The sequence below is a fragment of the Hoyosella sp. YIM 151337 genome (assembly GCF_026041215.1).
GTDB lineage: Bacteria > Actinomycetota > Actinomycetes > Mycobacteriales > Mycobacteriaceae > Hoyosella.
In genome coordinates this window covers 103967-126415 of the sequence record NZ_JAPEIQ010000044.1, presented here as the reverse complement: position 1 = coordinate 126415, position 22449 = coordinate 103967, and the positions used below count along the sequence as shown (strand labels likewise).

General features: G+C 62.6%; 17 protein-coding genes. 7 read left to right on the top strand and 10 right to left on the bottom strand.

From position 1 onward, the window contains the following. The first annotated feature begins 24 nt into the window (after positions 1–24). Positions 25–1428, top strand: a complete 1404-nt coding sequence (locus tag ONR57_RS21645; RefSeq protein WP_265125779.1) for a wax ester/triacylglycerol synthase family O-acyltransferase — start codon at positions 25–27, stop codon at positions 1426–1428. A gap of 17 nt (positions 1429–1445) precedes the next feature. On the opposite strand, the gene ONR57_RS21640 is transcribed toward ONR57_RS21645, so the two are convergent. From ONR57_RS21640 to ONR57_RS21610, 7 genes are all read right to left on the bottom strand, one after another. Beyond that, positions 1446–2540 carry an ABC transporter ATP-binding protein gene (locus ONR57_RS21640; protein WP_265125778.1) on the bottom strand — a complete coding sequence of 365 codons (1095 nt, stop codon included), beginning with the start codon at positions 2538–2540 and terminating at the stop codon, positions 1446–1448. Continuing rightward, complete coding sequence (gene modB / locus ONR57_RS21635; protein WP_265125777.1) at positions 2525–3199, bottom strand: molybdate ABC transporter permease subunit; 675 nt, start codon at positions 3197–3199, stop codon at positions 2525–2527. The genes ONR57_RS21640 and modB overlap by 16 nt, the downstream gene beginning before the upstream one ends. Positions 3200–3208: 9 nt before the next feature. Further along, positions 3209–4015, bottom strand: a complete 807-nt coding sequence (gene modA / locus ONR57_RS21630) for a molybdate ABC transporter substrate-binding protein (RefSeq protein ID WP_265125776.1) — start codon at positions 4013–4015, stop codon at positions 3209–3211. Further along, positions 4012–4407, bottom strand: a complete 396-nt coding sequence (locus ONR57_RS21625; RefSeq protein ID WP_265125775.1) for a molybdopterin-binding protein — start codon at positions 4405–4407, stop codon at positions 4012–4014. The genes modA and ONR57_RS21625 overlap by 4 nt, the downstream gene beginning before the upstream one ends. 102 nt (positions 4408–4509) lie before the next feature. Continuing rightward, positions 4510–5562 (bottom strand): NAD-dependent epimerase/dehydratase family protein, encoded by a 1053-nt coding sequence (locus ONR57_RS21620; RefSeq protein WP_265125774.1) that lies wholly within the window; start codon positions 5560–5562, stop codon positions 4510–4512. 318 nt (positions 5563–5880) lie between these two features. Next, positions 5881–7233, bottom strand: coding sequence for an amidohydrolase family protein (locus ONR57_RS21615; protein WP_374116505.1), 1353 nt, complete (start codon positions 7231–7233; stop codon positions 5881–5883). Between the two features lie 157 nt (positions 7234–7390). Next, on the bottom strand, positions 7391–8257 hold the full coding sequence (locus tag ONR57_RS21610; RefSeq protein WP_265125772.1) for an SDR family oxidoreductase: 867 nt from the start codon (positions 8255–8257) through the stop codon (positions 7391–7393). A gap of 69 nt (positions 8258–8326) precedes the next feature. On the opposite strand from ONR57_RS21610, the gene ONR57_RS21605 reads away from it, so the two are divergent. Beyond that, the gene (locus ONR57_RS21605; RefSeq protein WP_265125771.1) at positions 8327–9751 is read left to right on the top strand and encodes an MFS transporter; all 1425 of its coding nucleotides are present in this window, start codon (positions 8327–8329) and stop codon (positions 9749–9751) included. Between the two features lie 2142 nt (positions 9752–11893). On the opposite strand, the gene ONR57_RS21600 is transcribed toward ONR57_RS21605, so the two are convergent. Further along, complete coding sequence (locus ONR57_RS21600; RefSeq protein ID WP_265125770.1) at positions 11894–12208, bottom strand: hypothetical protein; 315 nt, start codon at positions 12206–12208, stop codon at positions 11894–11896. Between the two features lie 561 nt (positions 12209–12769). On the opposite strand from ONR57_RS21600, the gene ONR57_RS21595 reads away from it, so the two are divergent. The 5 genes from ONR57_RS21595 to ONR57_RS21575 all read left to right on the top strand — a co-directional run bounded on the left by ONR57_RS21595 (position 12770) and on the right by ONR57_RS21575 (position 19778). Beyond that, a complete protein-coding gene (locus ONR57_RS21595) occupies positions 12770–13318 on the top strand; it encodes a hypothetical protein (RefSeq protein WP_265125769.1) in 549 nt (182 codons plus the stop codon). 176 nt (positions 13319–13494) lie between these two features. Next, positions 13495–14979: a PepSY domain-containing protein gene (locus ONR57_RS21590; protein ID WP_265125768.1), complete on the top strand. Its 1485-nt coding sequence runs from the start codon at positions 13495–13497 to the stop codon at positions 14977–14979. Positions 14980–15004: 25 nt separating this feature from the next. After that, a complete protein-coding gene (locus tag ONR57_RS21585) occupies positions 15005–16366 on the top strand; it encodes an 8-oxoguanine deaminase (protein WP_265125767.1) in 1362 nt (453 codons plus the stop codon). Further along, complete coding sequence (locus ONR57_RS21580; RefSeq protein WP_265125766.1) at positions 16366–17157, top strand: FAD binding domain-containing protein; 792 nt, start codon at positions 16366–16368, stop codon at positions 17155–17157. Before ONR57_RS21585 ends, ONR57_RS21580 begins: the two co-directional genes overlap by 1 nt. Beyond that, positions 17154–19778 carry a molybdopterin cofactor-binding domain-containing protein gene (locus ONR57_RS21575; RefSeq protein WP_279348069.1) on the top strand — a complete coding sequence of 875 codons (2625 nt, stop codon included), beginning with the start codon at positions 17154–17156 and terminating at the stop codon, positions 19776–19778. Before ONR57_RS21580 ends, ONR57_RS21575 begins: the two co-directional genes overlap by 4 nt. 419 nt (positions 19779–20197) lie before the next feature. On the opposite strand, the gene ONR57_RS21570 is transcribed toward ONR57_RS21575, so the two are convergent. Beyond that, positions 20198–20929 (bottom strand): aspartate/glutamate racemase family protein, encoded by a 732-nt coding sequence (locus tag ONR57_RS21570; RefSeq protein WP_265125765.1) that lies wholly within the window; start codon positions 20927–20929, stop codon positions 20198–20200. Next, positions 20929–22332, bottom strand: a complete 1404-nt coding sequence (locus tag ONR57_RS21565; RefSeq protein ID WP_265125764.1) for an NCS1 family transporter — start codon at positions 22330–22332, stop codon at positions 20929–20931. The genes ONR57_RS21570 and ONR57_RS21565 overlap by 1 nt, the downstream gene beginning before the upstream one ends. Between the last annotated feature and the right edge of the window lie 117 nt (positions 22333–22449).

Here is a 22449-nt window from a genome sequence, read left to right as displayed (position 1 = left end):
AGCACAGCCAATGAAGGTCCCACGATGCGTCTCATCAATCCTGTCGACTACTTTTTCCTTGCCCTCGAAGGGCGTGAGCGTCCGCTGCACGTAGGCGGCCTCCAGCTTTTCACGCCGCCAGCGGGCGCCGGGCCCGACTTCGCGCGGGAGTTGTACACGAAACTCGTTAGCGCGGAAGCAGTGTCGACACGCTTCCGCCAGACGCTGGGCTCGGTATCAGCGCGACCGAAGGCATTGAGTTGGCGCGATGACAAGAACATCGATCTGGACTACCACGTCCGGCTGTCAGCCCTTCCGCGTCCGGGGCGGATCCGGGAGTTGCTGGAGGTGACGTCGCGGTGGCACAGCTCGCTGCTGGATCGCCATCGCCCGCTGTGGGAGATCCATGTGGTCGAGGGACTGCGCGATGGGCGGCTCGCGGTGTACACAAAAATGCACCACGCTCTTGCTGATGGAGTCACCGCGCTGAAATTGATGCAGTCCTCGCTCAGTGAGGATCCCGGCGTGACGGGCGTGCCGCCGCTCTTCGCTCCGCACAAGCGCCACCGGGACGAGGACGCTGGTAGGGGACCGTTCGGTGCGCTCAAGGTCGCGGCCGGCATGGGCATGGAAGCTGTGGGGCTGACGCGTGCGACGGCGGAGATCGGCTGGCAGATCGCCCGGGAACGCGATATGCCACTGCCGTTGCGTGCACCCCGGTCGATGTTCAACGTGCCGATCGGGGGCGCGCGGCGCTTCGCCGCCCAATCGTGGCGTATCGAGCGCGTCAGAGCGGTAGCGAACGCACTGGACTGCACGCTCAACGATGCGGTCTTGGGCATGTGCGGTGGGGCGTTGCGCGCGTTTCTCCTGGAACAGCAGGCGCTGCCGGATGCGCCGCTGGTCGCGTTCGTGCCGGTATCGCTGCACGGCAGAGGAAGTGGAGACGCGAGCAATTCTGTCGCCGCGGTTCTCGCGAATCTGGGCACTGACACTGCCGACCCGTTGCAGCGGATGCAAGCCGTAACTGCTTCGATGCGGCAGGCGAAGCAGATGATGTCCGGTTTGACTCCGTTGCAGGCGATGGCCGTATCAGCGGCAATGCTCGCACCGTTCGCTACCTCGAGTGTGACGCGTGCCGTCGGTGCGGTGCCGCCGACGTTCAACGTCGTGATCTCCCATGTTCCTGGTCCCACACGTGCGATGTACTGGGATGGCGCGAAGCTCGACGGTGTGTACCCGGCATCCATCGTGATGGATGGGGCTGCCTTAAATATCACGCTCACCCGCACGGCAGACACGCTGGACTTCGGAATTATCGGCTGTCGCACCGCGGTTCCGCATGTGCAACGTCTGCTGATTCATCTTGAGACAGCGCTCGCTGAGCTCGAAAATGCTCTCGGACTGGGGGTACCACTGCACCAGCCCTGTGCATCGCTGCGCTGTTGATGACTAAGCCGCTATCTCTACCTGGCAGGCCGCTGCGCCCGGGGAATGATGTGGACCGCAGTCGCCTTAATGACTGCGCTTACCCGGCTGCCGGGAACCAGTCGCAGGTCAGATAGGGCTGGGCGAGTGATATATGCGATGAGCGGAACCCCGGCGTCGAGCTGGATCCGCTGCAGGGGGCCCTCCGAGGTGACGTCACGGACAATCGCCGGTATGTGGTTGCGGGGGCTCGCGGTATATGAGGGAGCAGTTTCCAGGGCGATGTCCTCGGCACGCACGCAAGCCAAGACGTGCGAACCCAGCTGAACGTCGCCCGGATCGAGCGCGGCAAGGGTGCCCGACCGCAGTGCAATCTGTACGAGCCCGCTGCCTCGGCTTTCCAGCTGGCCCGCGAGCACGTTTTCCACTCCCACAGCGTCGGCGACATGTGGTGTGGCTGGCTGCGAGAAGACCGTTTCAACTGAACCCTGCTGGTGTACTTGGCCGTCGACGAGCACCACAATCCGGTCTCCGAGAGCTAGTGCTTCAGAACGGTCGTGGGTGACGAGCAGAGTGGGGGTCCCCATGGTCAACAGGATGCTGCGCAGCTCGCCGCGCAACCGGGCACGGGTGGGGCTATCCAGGGCGGAGAGTGGCTCGTCAAGCAGCAGAAGTCGCGGATGCACCGCAAGCGCGCGTGCGAGCGCGACCCGCTGAGCTTCCCCGCCTGACAGTGTGGGCGTTGTGCGCCCCGCTAGGTGTGAAGCGCCTGCGGTGGCCAGCGCTTGCGATGTGCGGGTGCGCCGTTCCGCGCGGGATAGCCTCGCGAGTCCATAAGACACGTTGGCGTCGACATCGAGATGCGGAAAGAGTGCATGCTCCTGGAAGAGGTAACCAATGCGTCGGCGACGTGCAGGGACGTGGCGGTTACTGCCGACCCATTCCTCGTCACCGAACCGGATGAGTGCGGGCGGGGGCGGCGTATCCAGCCCTGCCACGCACCGCAGGAGGGTTGTTTTGCCCGCACCTGAAGGCCCGAAGAGGACGGTGACCGGTGCGGTTGCGTCGAGCGGCACGTCCAGATCAACATCGAGAGAACGATAGCGGACGCGGGTGCTCAGGGTCGGGGCCATGCGGGCCTGCCTCTGCGGTTGATCGTGTACGTCGTCACGAGCACCACCACCGAGAACAGCAGCAGTACCAGGCTGGTGCGGGCGGCGGTGGCGTGGTCGAAAGCCTGCACACTGTCGTAGATCGATATTGCGACGGTTCGGGTCTGTCCCGGGATGTTACCGCCGACCATGAGTACGACGCCGAACTCTCCAATGGTGTGGGCAAACGTCAGCACCACCGCGGTAAGCAAGCCCGCGCGGGCGAGGGGAAGGACGACCTTGACAATGGTTGCAGGCCACGACCGGCCCAGCACTGTTGACGCCTCGAGCAGCCGGCGGTCGACTCCTGCAAACGACGCCATGAGTGGCTGCACAGCGAACGGCAAGCTGTGCAGCACAGAGGCGATCAGCAGCCCGTTGAAAGTGAACACAATCGGTGAACCGGTCAGTTCAATCCACCACCGTCCGATTGGCGACCGGTTGCCGAGTGCGACGAGGAGGTAGAAACCGAGCACCGTCGGCGGCAGCACGAGCGGCAACGCCACTACAGCTTCGATGAGCACCGTCCACCGCTTGCGGGAAAACGCCAGCCAAGCAGCTAGCGGCACGCCAATGAGCAGCAGCACAATCGTTGTCGCGGCCGCGAGTCGCAGGCTCAGCGCTACAGCATCCCAGTCCACGGCCGCTGGTCAGCCTTCGCCGTCAGTCGGCGGGTAAAAACCGTAGTCCGCCAATATGTCCTGTCCCGCTGGGGAAGTAAGAAACTCCGCGAACGCGTGCGCAGCCTCCGGAGCGCCGCCCAGCACCACGCCGCCCTGAACGAGACGCGGGAAGTCGTCGAGGGGAACCTCGGTGAATGTCCCGTGCCCGCGCAGACCAGGCGACAGCGCGAGGGAAAGCGCGAGTATCCCTGCGTCGGCGTTTCCTGTGGAGGCGAACTCAGCGGCCTGGGCTATGTTTTCGCCGAGCACGAGTTTTCCCTGAAGGGCGCTTAACACTCCCGCGGTGCGCATCGCAGCTTCTGCAGCCTGGCCATACGGCGCGTGCTGAGGATTTGCGATAGCCACTGTTGTGACGTCATCCCGGGTCAGTCCGGAGATCCCGGCTTCGGGGTCAGCAGGCGATCCGTGGGCCGCCCATACGACCAGACGTCCAACCGCGTAGCCGAAAACGTCACGCGGGTCAGCGAACCCCTCGTCGGCGAGCATCTCCGCGAGGGTGATGTCCGCGGAGAGATAGAGGTCGAAGGGAGCGCCGTTGCGAACCTGCTGAACGAAATTGCCGGAGGATCCGTACGACACCGATACCGTCACGTCCTCGTTCTCGGACTGGAAAGCATCAGCGATCTCGTCGAGGGCGAACTTCAGATCAGCCGCAGCCGCAACCGAAATGGTGCGAGTCCCGCCGTCACCATCGTTGGGATGACCGCACCCCGCCAGCACGATTGCAACGAGCATCAGCGGGGCGCCGAAGCGCCGGAACCGCCCTCTCATCATCGCGGCCCTTCCCGTTCGATGATCGCGGTCGTCGCCTTGATAACGACAGTTGCGGCGACCCCGGGTTCTAACCCCATTTCCACTGCAGCTTCGCGAGACATCAGCGACGTCAAGCGGAAGCGCCCCGCCGTCACCTCGACTTGAGCCATGAGGCCATCCATCAGAACTTCTGTCACAATCCCGCTGATTCTGTTACGTGCAGACACACGCTCACCGCCACTGCCAGAACTAGCACGCGCACGGGCGAATGCGGCGATCTGGGCACCGTCGATAACTTGGCGACCAGCGTCGTCGGCGTGGGAAGTCAGCAGATCCTGAGATACCCACCGGCGAACAGTGTCATCACTGACACCAAGAATCTCGGCTGCCTCGCTTAGTCGAAAGTGCGGCATCAAGTCAGCATACAGCCCGCATTATCGGAGCAGTAGCTGGATTAGTTACGATTGTGCGGTGCTGACTTCGGGGAACAATCAAGCGATGTGCACGGACGCCGATCAGTGGGTGCGCGCGGTTCTGGTCCAGGGCGCTTGCAAGCCCTTGCGCGGGATCAGCGGTGGGCTCGGGCTGCCAGTTCCGTTGCGGAGGGCTTCGAAGAACGATGGCAGCAGCTCGTCCGCTGTTATTTCGGGATGCCAGTCCAGTTCAGTATGTGCCCGGCTGCAATCGAGAAGGGGGAGCTGGATGCCCATGTCGAGCCATCCCGGGCCGGTGGGCTGGAGCCGGAGCCGCCAGCTGAGCGCGGCGCCCGCCCGGAGAAGCGAAACCGGCGCTGGCGGCCCGGTGCCTCCGAAGATCTGCGCCCAGCTCTCGCGATCGATTACCGGGGTGGCAGCAAGGTTAAAGGCGCCACCGGCGCGCCGGTGCAGGATGTGAGTGATGGCGCGGGCGACGTCATCCGCATGGATGAACTGGATGTGCAGCTCGTTCGGCAGCGGCGCGAAGCGGAGGAGACCCTCACGCAGCATCACCGTGGGGACGAGCGGCCCCAGAAAGTACCGTGCGACCTCTGAGGCGGCAGGCTCGTGCAGTATCAGCGTCGGCCGCACGCGAGCGATCGTCGTTTCGCCTGCCGCTATCCCGTCGAGCAAGTGCTCGCAAAAAGCCTTATCGACGCTGTAATAGGAGCTGGGAATGCCGTCGTGCGGCCAGGACTCCGTCGCAATCGTGCCCGGCTCGGCAGACGCGTACGTTCCGATCGAGGACATGTGAACCAAGTGCGGAACCTTCTCATCCAGCGCTGCGCTGATGACACGCCGCGTGCCATCGCGGTTGACGGACTTAAGCGCGTCCTGGTTGTGAGAGGGCTGAATGAGCCACGCAAGATGGACTACGGCGTCCGCGTCCCGAAACCGCTCCCGGAGTTCCCGTTCTGCGGAGAGCTCACTAATGTCAGCCCTCACCCATTCGGCTGTGTCATATGGGGGTTCAGGCGGGGGCCGACGCCTGCAGATCCCGACGACGTGGTGCGGGCCGCCTGCATCCGAAGCAAGCGCACGCAGCAGCGCCGTACCCACATTTCCTGACGCTCCCGTAATCACGATGTTCACACTTGCCGGGTGCCCCCGATCCGGCGGGGATAACCGCGAAGCAGGGGGGATTTTGCCCGTTGAGGTGAACGCCAGATGTCTACTGCGCGAACACGCAACAATGCGCGGCGGGTCGACCACGTGACAGGCCTTAGTTGCGCGTACTAATGGTGACAGGGGGCGCAAGGGGGAATCTATGCCTGACACTGCTGGAGCTACTGTGGACACGCTTGCGTTCGTTGCGGGCGCGATCGTTGTGACGCTCGTACTGGTTGGTGTCGGTGCGGTTTTTACGATTTATGTCGTAGCCGTGGCGCGTGGCCGGATCCGCAGTATCGCTCAGCTATCGAACGCCGTCGACGGTTCCGCGGCCAGCCCCGTGGTCTCGGGAGGAGATGCATCCGTAGCAGCCGAAACCTCTTTACCCGCAACGAATACTGAGGTGATCGCGGGTTCACGCATCGTCATCAATAGTGAGAAGACGAGCGAATCGGCGGAGCCTCGCACCGATTCCAGTGCTCGTTCCAGCGGTTCCCATTCCCGAGGGTCGACTACGAGAAAGTCCGCGTCCTTCCCCGCATCGAGGTTGCCGAACCTGGCTTCCATGTCGAGTGCCTTCGCGCCCGCGAGGGTAGCGGTGTACAACAGTGCTGCCGGATCGATCGCGGTCGCGAAAGGTGCTCGTTCACTCATGTGGACTTTGAAGCAGTCGTTGGCCACCCGGCTGATGAGCCATTCGTCGCCGGCGCCGACGTCCGAACCGAGCGCGACCGTCACACCACTGCGCACTGTCCTCAGCCACGGCATAGTGCCGGACCCCAGGAACAGCTGAGACGTCGGGCAATGCGCGATCGACGTGCCGGTGGCGGATAATCGGGCAAGTTCGGCCTCTGTGCAATGCACCGCGTGAGCGAGGATGCTCCGGCGGCCCAGCAGCGACCGTCCACTCGGTTCTGACCCGGGGAGGAAAGCGCCGTCGTAGGTGTCGAGGTAACTGACGGTGCCGAAGTCACGGCACACGGCGTCCACCTCGCCGGTGCCGGGAGCATCGTTTTCGCTCAGATGAGAGTGGAAGTACACGCCCTTATCGCGCAGTTCATCGTAGAGGTCGCCAAGCCATCGCAGCGTCTCCGTAGTCACGGAGAGCGCGAAACGTGGCACCAGCGCGACCTGAAGGTGTGCGAGGTCGGGGCGGTCAGGCTGATCGGCACAATGCCATCGCTCAATTTCCAGGCGGCACAGGTCTTCTGCCTCACGATCGCCGGTGAGAAGCGGCGCTGCGGCTGCAGGTCCACGCGTCTGAATCCCGCGCCCGCTGACGATACGTAACCCCGCCCGTGCGGTCGCTTCGAACAGCGCATTCTGCGCTGCAGGGAACGCGGAACCGAAAACCATCGCTGCCGTGGTGCCCGCTCGAATGCGTGCGGAGCAGAACGCTGCTGCGGCGCGGCGCGCATGCTCCGGCTCGCGCAGACGTGCCTCAGCGGGAAAGATGCACCGATCGAGCCAGTTCAGCAGTGTGCCGCCGCCATGTGCGGCGACAGAGAACACCTGCGGGAAATGCACGTGTGTGTCCACGAAGCCCGGGATCAGGAACGCGGGGCGGTGATCCCGTACAGGCGCGATCCGGAACCTATCGGGCATCGCCCAGAACGGACCCGAATACAGGATCCGTCCGAGGGCATCCACCACGAGCGCACCGTCCGACTCCTCGACGAGCGAATCACGGGCTGCCCAAACCGCGGGACTACCCGTGATATGGAGGAGATGGCCTCGGTGAACCTGCACCTACAAACACTCCCACACTGTGGCCGAACAGGCAGCGCTACCGATTCACACGATTGGTGGGTTACGACGTCAACCGGGCCACTCGCTCGCTGACAGACCGGCCAAGTGCGCGGACCTCCTCCTCGACTTCCGACACTATTGGGGCTGAAATCTTGCCGAGAAGAGCGAGTGTTGGCCCCGATTGCAGGAACGCTCGCATCCAATACAGCAGCCGCACTGACCCGGGTACGTAGATGCGGCGCCGGCGCTTCTCGATACCATCCGCGATGATCCGGGAGCAGTCGTCGAGTGTCGTCGTGGCGTGCAGTGGCCACGGCAATGTTGCGCGCATATCGCGGAAGCTGCGCAGGTCGACCTCCGCGTCGCGCACCATGTCGGTGTCGATCCAGGACGGATGCGCGCACCCCACAGCTACCCCATGCCCCGCGACCTCGGCAGCCAAAGCCGAGGAAAACGACTCAACCCCCGACTTGCTCGCCGCGTACGCAGCAAGGCCAGCCATGGGCGCGAAGCTCGCCACCGACGCGATGACAAGCGCATACCCCTTGCTCTCGATGATCGCGGGCAGAGCGGCACGAACTGTGCGGAATGCTCCAGTGAGGTTGATGTCAATCGTTTTTGCGAACGCATCAGGATCAGTGACCCGCACCGTGCCGAAGGAAGCGATACCAGCATTCGCGACGACAGCGTCGATGCGGCCAAAGTGGTCGAGGGTGCCCGCGACGGCTTTATCGAGGTCATCCTGGCTTGTAACGTCCGCCAGGAACCAGGCTGCGCTGGAACCGATTTCCTTCGCGAGCCACGCTAGTTCGTCGGGCTCGATGCCGGTGAGTGCGACATTCCATCCCCGGTCGGCCAATTCGCGGGCGATTCCGGCCCCGATCCCGCGGGACGCACCGGTGATGAAAGCTGTTCTTCCGTGACTCATCCTTGAACACTACTCGCGTGAGGCGTCGATGAGGGCGAGAAATCGGTCGCTGACCAGTAAGCTCGCACCATGACAGCGAGCCCGCTCCAGGGACACGGACGCAGCAAAGAAGAGCTCGTCGCTACCGCGAATAAGCCACATCAAGTCATCTCATGGGGCTTGTGGGATGCCGGTAATTCGTCGTTCCACGCCCTTGTGGTGACGTTCGTATTCGCCGTGTACCTCGTCAACGCCGTTGGCGAGAACATCACCGGCCCGTTCGCCGCCTCCACGTGGCTGGCGTGGTCGATGGCCATAGGCGGCCTGATCATCGCCGTGCTCGCGCCCGTTACAGGCCAGCGGTCTGACGCTGCGGGGCGGCGCAAACGTGCCCTTGGGTTCCTCACCGTGCTCACGATCATCTGCATGTTCGGCATGTTCTTCGTACGCAACAGCGACACGCCGTTCACGTTCAACCTTGGGTTCACCGAGTTTACGGTGCAGCACTACTACTTCTGGCTAGGGCTGATCCTGCTCGCGCTGGCGGCGGCCTTCTCGGAACTGTCGAACGTCCCGTACAACGCGATGCTTCGGCAGGTGTCCCGCCCAGAGACGGTGGGTAAGGTGTCGGGGCTGGCCTGGTCCTTCGGCTACTTCGGCGGTATTTTCCTGTTGCTTTTCTCGTTCTTCGGCTTCATGGCGGGGGACGGTGACACCAGAGGCTTTCTGGGGCTCAGCACTGACGAGGGTTTCAACGTCCGCTTGGTTGTCGTGATGGCGGCCATCTGGTTCGCGATCCTCGCGGTGCCGCTGTTCCTGACAATTCCCGAGCTGCCGCGCGATCCGCGCGCGGACCACCGGGCCACGCTGAGGCAGTCGTACGCCAAAGTGTTCCGGGACGTCAAAACGCTCTACCGCGAGGATCGCCGCACGGTGCTGTATCTGCTCGCGCAGGGCATCTTCCGGGACGGTTTGTCCGGTGTCTTCGCCTTCGGAGCGATCCTTGCCGTCACCGTGTACGGCATCACTGAGTCCGATGTGCTGCTTTTCGGTGCCGCGGCGAACATCGTCGCCGGTCTCGGTGCCTTATCGGCAGGCTTCTTCGACGACAAGTTCGGCCCGAAGGCCGTGATCGTGACCGGTCTCGTCGCAATGATCGCTACCGGTGTGGTGCTGCTCATCGCCGAAGGGCCCATGATGTTCTGGGTATTCGGACTGATCCTTACCTTCTGGGTCGGTCCAATCCAGTCGGCGGCGCGCACCTTCATGGTGCGGCTGACACCGCCCGGCCGGGAAGGGGAAATGTTCGGGCTCTACCTCATGGTGGGCCGGGCAGTCTCGTTCCTGACGCCTGCGCTCTTCGGCCTATTTGTCTGGATCTTCGCCGGAGACCGGTTCGGAATCATCGGGATAATTCTCGTGCTGAGCGCCGGGCTGGCGCTGGTGCTCGCGGTGAAGAAGCCCGACCAGCTGGGAGTCGGGATGCGGGCTACGCCCCTAGCGCCGCGCGACTGACTCCAGTCCGGGGAGTGCTCGGTGGACGACGCACACCCTCGTCATCGAGGGCCCGACCTACCGGCAACGCACCCGCCCTGAACACACCAACCGTTGGCACGACAGAAAGCGAGACCGATGCCCGATGGACACTCACGGGTAGTCGAACACTAGCGGCAACGACGTGGTTTCACCACCCGGGCAAGCGACACTGGTCGGGCTGTGTAAGGCGACGCCAGCAGGTGCACATTTTGCAGAGATCCGCCTTACGCCAGACGAGATGCCACTGTGCGCATCAAAATGAGACCGCCAGCGATGGCACCTCTAAGCTGGGGTGGGCTCGCTATGGTCGCGAGTAATCTCGGTCTAGGAGGGATTGTGGGGCCTGAGTCAGAGTCGAGCGGCTCCTCGTGGCACGAGTACCACGGAGAATACGGAGAGCTTCACCTCGAGTATGACCGCTTATTCGACTCGTGGAACCTCGTATGTTCACAGGTGATGCTCGGCGGGCTGATCAGCAACCAAAACCGCGGAGGTATCAGAGTTCTCAGCCTCCACCTGGATGACGAAGAATGCTCAGTAACAATTACCGTTCTGCATCATCAAGTTGATCCACCGATTCAAATCAACAATTATGTGGATCTTCGTAAGCTCAGAAGTATGGCTCCCGAAGATGACGCAGCCTCAGCGGCAAGTATATACCTTGAGGACCTTATCCTCCGCCCTTTGACTGGGCCCGAAATCGAGGCCGACATTCAATTCAGCCGACGGTTTCCCCCTTCCTAGCGCGGAATGCTCCCACCACGCGGATTATTGCCGCACTTAAGACACCGCGGCGACCATCACGAACGTCGAGTATTCCTCAACGAAACGGCATCGATGGCTGGTCTGACGGTCGAGCAGGTGTTCTCGCGAGTCCTGCGAGCGGGCGACGGCGCGATCGCGGACCTTGTCGAGGCAACGGACGAAAAAGCTGCCGCGCTCACTCTGAGACTGGGCCGCGAGGTGCGCCTGCGTAACCCAATCTGCACTACATCATGCGCAGTAACTTGTCGGCGACCAACCCTGCCGCACCATCTCCCGTGTGACTCGGGTGCGTAGCTGCCGTAGAAAGAACACCGCCACCGTGGACTGCCCATCTGGAGAAGTCCGCCAGCGCGGACTCGTGCGCCCGCCAGCCTGTGGGACTGCGCGGTCTTTCAGGGCCTGTCCGGGGAGTCCCGGGAATCAGCGGGGTGCTCCTTGTCGGCCCCGTGTGGGGTTTCTATGAGCGTCCGGTGACCGGCGGTGGCGAGGGAACGCTACGTTTGCTCCCATACTTGTATTAGGTAAGACTCATCCGTGATGTTTTCTCCCCAGCCGCGATTTTCTAAGCGCCCATTGATATGGATCCTGACGTGGTACGTGCCAGGGTGCGGGGTAAGTGGCTGGCTGATGCCGGGCCAGCGTTCTGCGGCCCCGGTCCAGAGGTAGAGATCACCAGTTACCGACGAAACGTAAGTGTCAAAGACCTCGGCCCATCCTTCTGTGGGACGGGCAGGCGCGCTGGCTAGCGTTTCTACGCGTATTGAAACTATACCGCTCTCGGCTCCGGTGCAGACGAATATTATTTTCCCATCCGTAGCGGGCTCAATGCAATCATCAGGGAGGATTGGCCACAATGGCAGTCCGCTAGGTTGATCCATTATTGTAAAGTGTCCCCAAGGGTCACCGCTATCCTCTTGGATTAACTTGTCAAACACATTCACCTCCGAATTCTGGGGCGAATACGACTGGGTGGGCAAAGGCTCCCGGTCATCGGATTCATTGTATCCGCATGCGACCAGAAGTGGAACGATGAAGAACATAATCATGAAAACAAACTTCATCGTTCCGCTTCTAAGGCTTATACTCCTCAGGCCTGCGGGAAATGGCGCCGACAGGGAGGTAGTAACGTTGCCGACGCTCATGCCCGATCGTTACCCTTCTGGTCCGTTTATGCCGAGCAGGAACTATCCCTCTGGCAAGGCGCTGAAATCTGCATCCACATAGAATGTGCCATTCTCAAGTACCCTATTGTATAGAACCACAATTGGTCCCGCGTCCGGACTGGTTGTGAGAGGTGACGAGATAGCAGGCTGTATCCGGCGCAGTGATATTCGTTGGGATAGCGCAATGCTGCAGCTAGTGCGGGATGCTTGAAAAGCCCGAGACTATTATGAGCACGAAGATCGATGTTCCTGCCACCCCAGCAAGCAAGGACCATCCGAACGTCGCCGCTGGTGGAAGCCAGCGCTTCACACCGAATGCGATAAGCCCAGCGCTAATTGCAGGCAGAGTGAACAATCCGTACCAAGGCATCACCATCCCTGACTGGACGAGTATCCGGATGAGCAGCGTCCAGAGGATGACTCCTGCGAATAATCCCAGCAGGACTTGAGCTATCCGACCGGGATAATAGGAATGACTGTTGCGTGCGCCATCTGTGGTGCTATTCAAAAATCACTTCCTTCACTCAAATTGGTTGCCGCGCAATGGTTCAGTGACAGCCGCTCCGCTTGCTGAGGCGCTGAGCACGTGAAGTTTTCATTGGGGCCGCCGGCGCGGCGCTGTGTTTGTTGAGGACCTGGCGGGTGGCTGGGTTTGTGGCCTCATCCGGGGCCCGTTGCGTCAACCCACCCCCGGGCGCTGTCGCGCGTCCCCCAATTTCTTCCGCTCCGCTCCCTGAAATTGGGTTCTGGCGAGCTTCTGGTTCTCGCCTCCACGGTTGTGGCCCTCCGTACGGCGTACATCGCGCTGGAAACTGCGCGAACTAACCGAGGCGACACTCGGGAAGACCCGCCGCACGAGGGCAACAACTAAACACCAGGGCTGGGTGCGGAACAACAGTTACATGCCCGGCCCGCCTCCATCGTAGGACAGCACGGGAAGGAATGCGGGTTATATGGGAGCGGATGACACGCCGCGATCAGCCCTGGGTACTTCGCGATCCTAAGACCCGACGCAGCAAGGAAGAGCGCAGGGGGAACCACGCGACACGGCTGCTGTTAGCCTCCACTCGTGAACTCACGCGAATCAGCCCTGGCGCGGTTGCGCGGAGCCTTCGTGGGTTCATTGTCCGGGGCAGTGAGTATCGGCGCGCACGGGGCCGGCGGCGGTGGCATACCGCCCACAACTACTGCGATCCTCCTGCTGGTGGCGGTTAGCGCAGCGTTGGGCGCGGTGGTCAGCGCGCTGCGAGTCACCCAGTGTCAGCGCAGTTGTCTGGTGGCTGCGATCGCGGCCGGTCAGGCGATCGGGCACGTCACGCTGGCGACCGCCGACCATGCGGCCGTCGCGCACCAGCACGCGCACACGCTCGTCCCATCCATGCCGATGATCGCCGCGCACGCGGCGGCCATCGCGCTGACCGCCTTGCTTGTTCGCTTGGCAGAGCGGGCGTACCTGACGGCGTGCGCTCTCTTTTTGCGCATCGTTCTGATCGTCGCGGCCCCACCCAGTCCGGACGCCCAAGCGTGGACTGCGAAACCCACGCATCGCGCGACGCTTCAACCGTGGTTGCTCACATGTGCTGCCGGTGGGACACGCGCCCCTCCGTCTGTGGTCTGAAAACGTCTTCGACGCTGCGAGCCCAGCAACACGATGCCTCGTTCGGGGCGTGGCTTTGTCAACGGCACTGCGCGAGCGGCAGTGCGCGGGTGCCGTTCCGCGAACGACGTGCGCACATGGCGCTGTGTCCGGCGCTCATGTGGTGCACGACGACTGATCCAGAAGAGAGACCACGGATGTCTTTGCATGACGTGCAACAAACAACGGTGACAGCGGCTGAGCCGTCACCAAAAACCACGAGAACATTACCGTTGCGGGCGCTGATTCTCCGCCTGCACTTTTATGCCGGAATTCTCATTGCTCCCTTTCTGCTCATCGCCACGATCACTGGAGGTTTGTACGCGCTCGCACCCGCGCTCGAGAAAGTGCTCTACCGGGATTACCTGACAGTTGACTCGAGTGGCCCGGCTCTGCCGCTGCACGAACAAGTGGAGGCCGCCCAGCGGAGCGTGCCGAACCTCACGGTGAGTGCGGTCCGTCCGGCGGCAGCTCCAGAACGAACGACCTGGGTGCTGTTCGACGATCCGGAACTCGGTGAGTCGGAACGCCGGGCCGTGTTCATCAATCCGGGCACCGCCGAAGCCACCGGGGAGTCGGTTGTGTATGGCAGCAGCGGTGCACTGCCCATGCGAGCCTGGATCTCCCAACTGCACCGGCACTTGCATCTCGGCGACCCGGGCCGGATCTACAGCGAACTGGCCGCATCGTGGCTGTGGGTCGTCGCTTTCGGTGGTGTGTATCTGTGGGTAGCGCGGTACCGAACGGAGCGGGCACGCAATCGTGAGACTGCGCGGTTGCTGACGGTTGACCGCGGAAGCGCCGGGCGTAAGCGCACCCTGAACTGGCATGGCGTCGCCGGAGTCTGGATCGCTGCGGGTCTCGTGTTTCTCTCCGCCACCGGGCTGACGTGGTCGAAATACGCTGGCGAGAACATCGGTGACTTGCGCACGGCTATGAGCTGGACCACCCCACAGCTCGACCGCACACTCACCGGCACCGACGACGTGGTCGCCGGCGGTGGCCACCACCACGGGCACGGCGGCGGTTCCGCGACGGATGCTGATCCGGGGGTGCTCACCCACAGCCTCGAGAACCTGGACTCCGTCCTGGCGACAGCGCGAAACAACGACATCTCGGGCCCGGTGGAAATCGCGATCCCTGGGGCCGCAGACACTGCATTCAGCGTTACTCAAACGCGGCAGCCGTGGCGGTTCGCGACGAGCGCGGTAGCTGTTGATGGCGAAACCGGGGCGGTGACAGATGTGAACCGTTTCGAGGACTGGCCGGTCGCCGCGAAACTCACGGCCTGGGGTATTTCGCTTCATATGGGTCTGCTGTTCGGGCTGTCGAACCAGAGCGCACTCGCGCTTCTGGCGGCGGTGCTGGTTACCGTGATTGTGCGGGGATACGCCATGTGGTGGCAGCGGCGGCCGACCCGTGGCAACCGTCGTTTCGGCAAGGCACCGGCGAGGGGTGGACTGCGCGGAGTCTCACCGGTCGTCGCGGTGCCGCTGGTGGTATGCGCTGCACTGGTCGGTTGGTTTGTGCCATTGCTCGGGGTGAGCTTGCTCGGCTTCCTCGCCATCGACGTCCTGCTGGGCGCTGTCAACCGTCACGAAACCCGCCGGGCGGAATCCCGGCGAAACGTCACCAGCGTGTAATAACCCATCACTAGATTCATGGGTTATGGCGGTGACGAAAGTAATCCGGGGTGCCCACATCGTGACAATGGATCCTGGGCGGCGTGAACTCACAGGCAGCGTCGTCATCGAGGGCAACCGCATCACGGCAGTGGGGGAAGAACCGGAGCTTCCGGAACGCACCACCGTCATCGACGGCCGCGGTTGCGTCCTCACCCCGGGACTGGTCAACACCCATCATCACCTCTATCAGTGGCTGACGCGGGGCCAGGCAGTCGATCACGACCTGTTCAACTGGCTGGTCTCGCTGTACCCAGTGTGGCGCGGTATCGACCCGGACATGGTGTACACCGCGGCGGTCGCTTCGCTCGCCCAGTTGGCGCGCACCGGTTGCACCTCGACCACGGACCACCACTATGTGTTTCCGAAGACGCATCCCGGCGACATTCTGGGCAGCGAAATCACCGCAGCTGCGGCGGTCGGCGTGCGTTTCCACCCGACGCGCGGATCCATGGACCTCGGACGCAGCGACGGTGGCCTTCCGCCGGACGAGATCGTGCAGGACACCGACGAGATACTCGAGGCCAGCGAGAAAGCGATCAGCGATTGGCATGATCCCGCACCCGGCTCGATGCTCCGGATCGGGCTGGCGCCGTGCTCGCCATTCTCTGCGAGCGCTGACCTGCTGCGGGAATCTGCGATCCTTGCGAGGGAGCGGAACGTCCGCCTGCACACGCACCTCGCTGAAACACAGGCTGAAGTCGAATTCTGCGAGGCCCACCTTGGCGGGAGCCCACTCGAGTATGTGAGCAGACTCGGATGGACGGGTCCAGATGTCTGGTTCGCGCATGCGGTTCACCTTGACGATGAGTCCATAGCGGCCCTGGCCGAAACGGGGACAGGTGTCGCTCACTGCCCCACGTCAAACGCGCGGCTAGGAGCCGGAATCGCGCGCGTCCGTGAACTGCGGGCTGCGGGTGTTCCGGTAGGACTCGGCGTTGACGGTGCCGCGAGTAACGAGGGCACGTCGATGATCGAGGAGGTGCGGCACGCGCTACTGTTCGCCCGGGCACGTGATGGCGCCGACGCGATGACGGCACGGCAGGCGCTCGAACTCGGCACCCTAGGAGGTGCGGCGGTGCTGGGCCGGTCGGCGGAACTCGGCTCGATAGAACCGGGGAAACTCGCGGACCTCGCGCTGTGGCGCATCGACGGGCCCCTTCACACTGGCATCGAGGATCCTGTTGTGGCGCTCGTCATGGGCGCTCCGCCACTGGTCGAGCGGCTGATTGTCGACGGGCGTGTCATTGTAGAAGAAGGCAACGTGGTGACGGCCGATGCCGAGAAGGCTGCGAAAGTCGTGATCACCGCGCAGAAGGTGCTGTGGCAGCGGGCGGGGGCGGGCTGATGGATCTACCGACGATCACGACAGTCGAACAAGCTCGCACTCGGGCCGACCTGCGGGGTATGTCGCCGGACTGCGCGTTCCTCGCAGGTGGTACGTGGCTGTTCTCCGAGCCGCAAAACCAGCTGAACAGGCTCATCGATATCACGACGATGGGCTGGCCGCCGCTCACCATTCGCGACGATGGACTGGAAATCGCTGCGACGTGCACCATCGCACAATTGGTCGCGCACGATTATCCCGCGGAGTGGGCGGCAGCGGTGTTGTTCCGGCAGTGCGCGGACTCGCTGCTCGCATCCTTCAAGGTGTGGAACGCCGCGACGGTGGGCGGCAACATGTGTATGGGCCTGCCTGCGGGGTCGATGATTTCGCTCGGCGCCTCGCTCGGGGCAACACTGCGCATTTGGTGTCCGGACGGGGCAGAGCGGACAACCTCGGTGCTCGAGTTCGTCACCGGTGTGCAGACGACGTCGCTGCGGAGCGGGGAAGTGCTTCGCAGCATTCACATTCCGGCTGCTGCGCTTACCAGCAGTGTCGCGTTCCGGCGCATTTCGCTTGCGCCGCAAGGCCGGGCCGGCTCAGTTGTCATTGCGCGGGAAACGAGCGACGGACCGGTCCTGTGCATCAGTGCTGCGACGAAACGCCCGTACCTCATCCCGGCTCGGAGCGGCGTTGACGAGGCTGTGCCCGAGTCAGCCTGGTATGAGGACGCGCACGGCGCCGCTGACTGGCGGCGCAGCGTGACCGCACTGCTTGCCGCGGAAGCACTCGCGGCGCTCGGCGGTGCAGAATGATTACTGTCAACGGGCGTGGTGTGGCGGATGAGCCGCGGCCGGGGCAGTGTTTGCGCACGTTTCTGCGGGAACACGCGCAGTTCGACGTCAAAAAAGGTTGTGACGCAGGCGATTGCGGAGCGTGCACGGTGCTCGTGGACGAGCAGCCCGTCCACTCCTGCATCACTCCTGCCTACCGGGCTTCCGGTAAGACTGTTACCACGGCGGCCGCACTGAACCATCCCATCCAGAACCAGTTTCAGGAGGCGATGGGATTCCAATGCGGCTACTGCACTCCGGGCATGGTGGTAACAGGGAGTGCACTGACACCGTCGCAATGTGCTGATCTGCCGCGGGCACTGAAAGGAAACCTGTGCCGCTGCACCGGATACCGATCCATTCGCGATGCGTTCGCGGGAAAGGTCGCCGAATCACCCCGGCCGCCCGCAGCCGCCCAGATCGTCACTGGTACCGAGCCTTATACGCTCGATACGAGCGTGCCGGGTCTGCTGCACGTCGCGATCGTCGCGAGTCCGCACGCGCATGCGCGGATCACCGAGATTGACACTGTCCAAGCCGAAGCGATGCCTGGTGTTGTCGCCGTGCTGACGTACAAGGACAGCCCCGCCACGCGCTATTCCACTGCGCGCCATCACTTTTACACCGATGATCCGGAAGACACGGTTGTTTTCGATCGCGTCGTCCGCCACATCGGTCAACGCGTCGCTGCGGTCGTCGCGGATTCTGTGGGCGCCGCGCAGCGTGCCTGCGCCGCGATCCGGGTCGAGTACCACATCCTCGACGCGGTATTCGACCCAGAGGAGGCCTGCGCAGCGAACGCGCCACAATTGCACGCGGACATCGCCGCCCGGAATACAGTGGCGGAGCTGCACGGCGAAACCGGCGACGTCGCGGCAGCCCTCGCGGAGGCACATGCCGTGGTGCGCGGAACATGGCACACGGCGCGGGTGCAGCACGTGCACATGGAAACTCACGCATCAATTGGCTGGCTCGATGACGCTGGGCGGCTCGTAATCCGCACAAGCAGCCAGGTGCCGTTCCTGACACGAGACGAGTTGGCGCGCATCTTCGGCCGAACCAGGGAGTCGGTGCGTGTGTTCACCGAACGGGTAGGTGGCGGCTTCGGCGCGAAACAGGAAATGTTCACCGAGGACGTCGTTGCGCTCGCGGTGCTCAAAACGGGGCGGCCAGTCCAATACGAGTTCACGCGCACTGATGAGTTTTACCGCTCCGCCTGCAGGCACCCGATGCGGGTCACTGTCACCGCTGCTGCAGACGAAAATGGAACGCTGACAGCACTTTCCGCGGAAGTGCTGTCCGATGCCGGAGCGTACGGCAATCACAGTCCGGGCGTCATGTTTCACGGTTGCAGCGAGTCGATCGCGCAATACCGATGTGCGAACAAGCGGGTCGACGCGCGTGCCGTCTACACCAACAACCCGCCCTCGGGTGCGTTTCGGGGTTACGGCCTCGGACAGTTGATGTTCGGAATTGAATGCGCCCTCGACGATGTGGCGCGCAAGCTGCGTATCAATCCATTCGAGTTCCGGCGCCGCAACGTCGTCCGTCCCGGTGATTCGTTCGTTGACGCTGTAGTACACGACGACGATTTGATGTTCGGCAGTTATGGCTTCACAGAGTGCCTTGACCTTGCGGAGCAGGCATTGCGGCGCAAGGATATTCCGGAGCTTCCCCAGTACATGCGAGTGGGCGAGGGGATGGCCGCCGCCATGATCGCGACGATTCCGCCCCGCGGACATATTGCGGACGCGTCGGTATCGGTTGAAGAGGACGGGACGGTTACGGTGCGCGTTGGCACCGTAGAGTTCGGCAACGGCACGACCACTGTGCACGCCCAGCTGGCGGCCCGCGTTTTCGGCATCACCCCCGATGCGGTTCGTATCGCGCAGAGCGACACTGATGTGGTCGAGCACGACACGGGAGCGTTCGGCTCAGCCGGGATCGTCGTCGCGGGCAAAGCGGTGTATCAGGCAGCGCGTCACGCTGCGGATCAACTGTGCAAGGCGGCGCGGGAACTCACTGCGGCCAGTGACGTGCGGATTGAAGGCGGCGCCGTGGTCTGTGATGGGCACGCGATGCCGTTAGGCGAGGTCGCGGCACGGTACGGCAGAATCGAGGCGTCCGCGCGACACGACGGCACACCGCGCTCCGTCGCGTTCAACGTGCACGCGTTCCGGGTCGCCGTCGACACACGCACCGGCATCGTGACGATCCTGCAGTCCGTGCACGCGGCAGACGCGGGAACCGTGCTGAACGAGGAACAGTGCCGCGCGCAAATTGAAGGTGGTGTGGCGCAGGCGCTCGGCTCGGCGCTATGGGAAGAGATTCCCGTTCAGGAGGGACGGCCGCTCGTTGATACGCTGCGGAACTATCACATTCCACAGTTCGCGGACGTGCCAGAAACTGAGATCTATTTCGCTGACACGCATGACGAGTTCGGCCCGCTTGGTGCGAAATCGATGAGCGAATCGCCATATAACCCTGTCGCGCCTGCCCTCGCGAATGCTATTCGCGATGCTATCGGGGTGCGGGTGCGGGAGCTGCCGATGAACGCGGTGCGGGTATGGCGCGCTTTGCAGGAACAGGCGCCCCATGAGTAACGAGGGGTAGGTAGTGCTTTTCAGTGACCAGGTGCAAAACGTACAGTTTGGGCATCGATTTGTACGATTCGTACCGGGGTCTCGAACAGCTATATAGGGGTCGACTCACGTCCGTCATGCTTTCGACCTACGCGGTGGACGCGAGACCCGTGGGAGGACGCCCACACCGTCAAGTGGTGATATGTTTTCCGGCGCAGGAATGGCGGCGGCTCGAGTACTAGGTCTACCCCTCTTGTGATCGTTTTCTGCTGTCAAGGACTGCAGTGCTGTTACTTAGTAATCCACAGGCGCCCCATGAGTAACGAGGGGTAGGTAGTGCTTTTCGGTGACCAGGTGCGAAACGTACAGTTTGGGCATCGTTTTGTACGATTTGTACCTGGGTGTCGAGCACGTATATAGGGGGTACTGGGGCAGCGCGATTACGTCGGGGGCGGCGTCATCGGCCAACGCGTGATCGACTTCGGCCGCGGAGCCGCGTAGCTCCGCACCTTGCTCGTTGACAGGCGCAACGCTACAAGTGTTTCAGCTAACTTCACGGCTGCGGCAACGCCATCCACGACGGGTACTGTGGTCGCCTCCCTGATCGCGTGCTCAATTCCAGCCATTCCGCCACACCCAAGGACAATCACCTCGGCGCGGTCGAACTCTACAGCCGCTTTTGCCTGAGCGACAACGGCGTCGATCGTGCGCGACGGCGCCTCATCCAGGTCCAGAACGCCAAGTCCGCTCGCTCGCACCGATGCGCACCGGCTTGCCAGTCCAGCGAGTTTCAGCCTGTCCTCGATCATCGGTACCGCACGATCCAGCGTCGTCACCACCGAGAATGTCCGCCCAATAAGGCAAGCGGTGTGAGCTGCGGCTTCCGTGATGTCGACGACGGGAACGTCAAGAAGTTCCTGCAACCCTTCGCGGCCATGCTCACCGAAACCGGCGAGGATCACGGCATCGTATTCGCCGCGGTACGAAACCACACGGTCCATCACCGCCACCGCTGCCAGGTAGCTCTCGAAGTTACCTTCGATTGAAGGTGCCCCGAAATGTGGAGTGAGAGCGATTATTTCAGTACCAGGCGCGGCAGCGCTGCGTGCTTGTTTGCCGATCATTTCAGTCATCGCGTCGGTTGTGTTGACGTTGACCGCGAGAATTCTCATCAACTCTCCAGGCTCACGGCAGCGCTCTGCTCGTCAGGGGTGAACCGGCGGCACGCTGGCCACCATGTCATCACAGCGTAGTAGCACACTGCGGCTGGGACGAGACCGGCGTAGAACGAGAAATCAGGGAACGAGAAGGCCGCGACGATCCCGGCGGCGACGGCCACGAGCGCACCGTAGTTGACGCCGCGGAAGGGGCCAGACCCGTTGTAGAGCAGCCGCAGATCAAGTGTCCGCTTCCTGATGACGTAGTAGTCCACCACCATAACCGCGAAGATCGGTCCCAGGAACGCGGAATACGTTTGCACGAAGATCTGCAGACCAGCAGCTGATTCGTCGCGCACCAGCAGCCAAGGGAACGTCGCAAAAGCGAGCAGGCCGACCAGGATCGTCGCGACACGAAACGGCACCTTGAAGATGTCCATCAGCACGTATGTCGGCGGGACGACGTTGTTGAGGACATTCGTGGTTACCTGCGCGAACGCGATGAAAATCAGCGTGATGACGAGCAGGGGAGTGTTATCGACGGCGTTGGCGAAAACCTGAATCGGATCGACCACGCCGGTGGCCCCGGAGACCATCAGCCCGATCAGGCCCATGAACAGCGTTACGGGCAAGATCGCTGCCGTGTAGATCGTCAGCATACGGCCGGGCCCGGTGCCGGGAGTGTGTTCCCGGGAGTAGTCGCTGACATTGAGCATCATGGTGGCGTAAATCCCGAGGAACAGCATGGTGGCACCCCAGAATGGTGTGCCCCACGTCCCCTCTGCGGAAAGCAGATTCGACTGGATTTCCGCACCGTAGCGGTTGATCACGCTGAAGAACATGTAAATGAGGGCGCCGAGGATGAAGATAGAGCCCACGTTCTCCAGCCATTTAATGCCTTTGAATCCAAATACCGAGAGTGCAATTTGCAGGAACTGAAAAGCGATGAAGAAGAACACGAGGTTGTCGAACCCGAACAGTACCGCTGATACTTGGTTGAGAGCCGCTGCGCCAATCCAGCTCTGAAAGCCGTACCACACTAGGGCGGGTACCGCTCGGATGATCCCTGGTATGCGGGTTCCACTGAAACCGAAGGAACTCCGCGCCTGGACCATGAACGGTATGCCGTACTTGTATCCAGCCGCGCCGTTGATGACGAGTCCTGCTCCGATCACTAGGCAGCCGAGTGAAATCGCAAGTACCAATTGCAGCAAATTTAGTGTGCCGACGAGGCTTGAACCCATGGTAAAGGTGCCGATCGATACACAGCCGCCCATCCACATCAGCAGGTACGACGTGCGACCCACAATGCGGACTTTCTGCGGCGCCAGCGTTTCCCCGCCTGCAGTTTTTTCCTGCACTGCGGCGGGATAGTTTGCATCCTTTGCTGGTTGTCCAGCGGTGTCGGGAATCAGCATTTTTCACCTGCTCGCTCGGTGCTGTGGTGGAGACCTCGGTATCTCACCGTAAGAAAGGCGTGTTGCGCCGGCGTGCCCGAACGTCACGTGTGTGTGAAGTGCCGAATATATTCAGAC

Excerpts from the sequence above, each read along its gene's own strand:
- ONR57_RS21570 (WP_265125765.1), bottom strand. The coding sequence starts at position 20,929 with ATGAGAATTCTCGCGGTCAACGTCAACACAACCGACGCGATGACTGAA.
- ONR57_RS21565 (WP_265125764.1), bottom strand. The coding sequence starts at position 22,332 with ATGCTGATTCCCGACACCGCTGGACAACCAGCAAAGGATGCAAACTAT.
- ONR57_RS21640 (WP_265125778.1), bottom strand. The coding sequence starts at position 2,540 with ATGGCCCCGACCCTGAGCACCCGCGTCCGCTATCGTTCTCTCGATGTT.
- ONR57_RS21625 (WP_265125775.1), bottom strand. The coding sequence starts at position 4,407 with ATGCCGCACTTTCGACTAAGCGAGGCAGCCGAGATTCTTGGTGTCAGT.
- ONR57_RS21645 (WP_265125779.1), top strand. The coding sequence starts at position 25 with ATGCGTCTCATCAATCCTGTCGACTACTTTTTCCTTGCCCTCGAAGGG.
- ONR57_RS21580 (WP_265125766.1), top strand. The coding sequence starts at position 16,366 with ATGGATCTACCGACGATCACGACAGTCGAACAAGCTCGCACTCGGGCC.
- modA (WP_265125776.1), bottom strand. The coding sequence starts at position 4,015 with ATGATGAGAGGGCGGTTCCGGCGCTTCGGCGCCCCGCTGATGCTCGTT.
- ONR57_RS21585 (WP_265125767.1), top strand. The coding sequence starts at position 15,005 with ATGGCGGTGACGAAAGTAATCCGGGGTGCCCACATCGTGACAATGGAT.
- ONR57_RS21575 (WP_279348069.1), top strand. The coding sequence starts at position 17,154 with ATGATTACTGTCAACGGGCGTGGTGTGGCGGATGAGCCGCGGCCGGGG.
- ONR57_RS21610 (WP_265125772.1), bottom strand. The coding sequence starts at position 8,257 with ATGAGTCACGGAAGAACAGCTTTCATCACCGGTGCGTCCCGCGGGATC.
- ONR57_RS21605 (WP_265125771.1), top strand. The coding sequence starts at position 8,327 with ATGACAGCGAGCCCGCTCCAGGGACACGGACGCAGCAAAGAAGAGCTC.
- ONR57_RS21590 (WP_265125768.1), top strand. The coding sequence starts at position 13,495 with ATGTCTTTGCATGACGTGCAACAAACAACGGTGACAGCGGCTGAGCCG.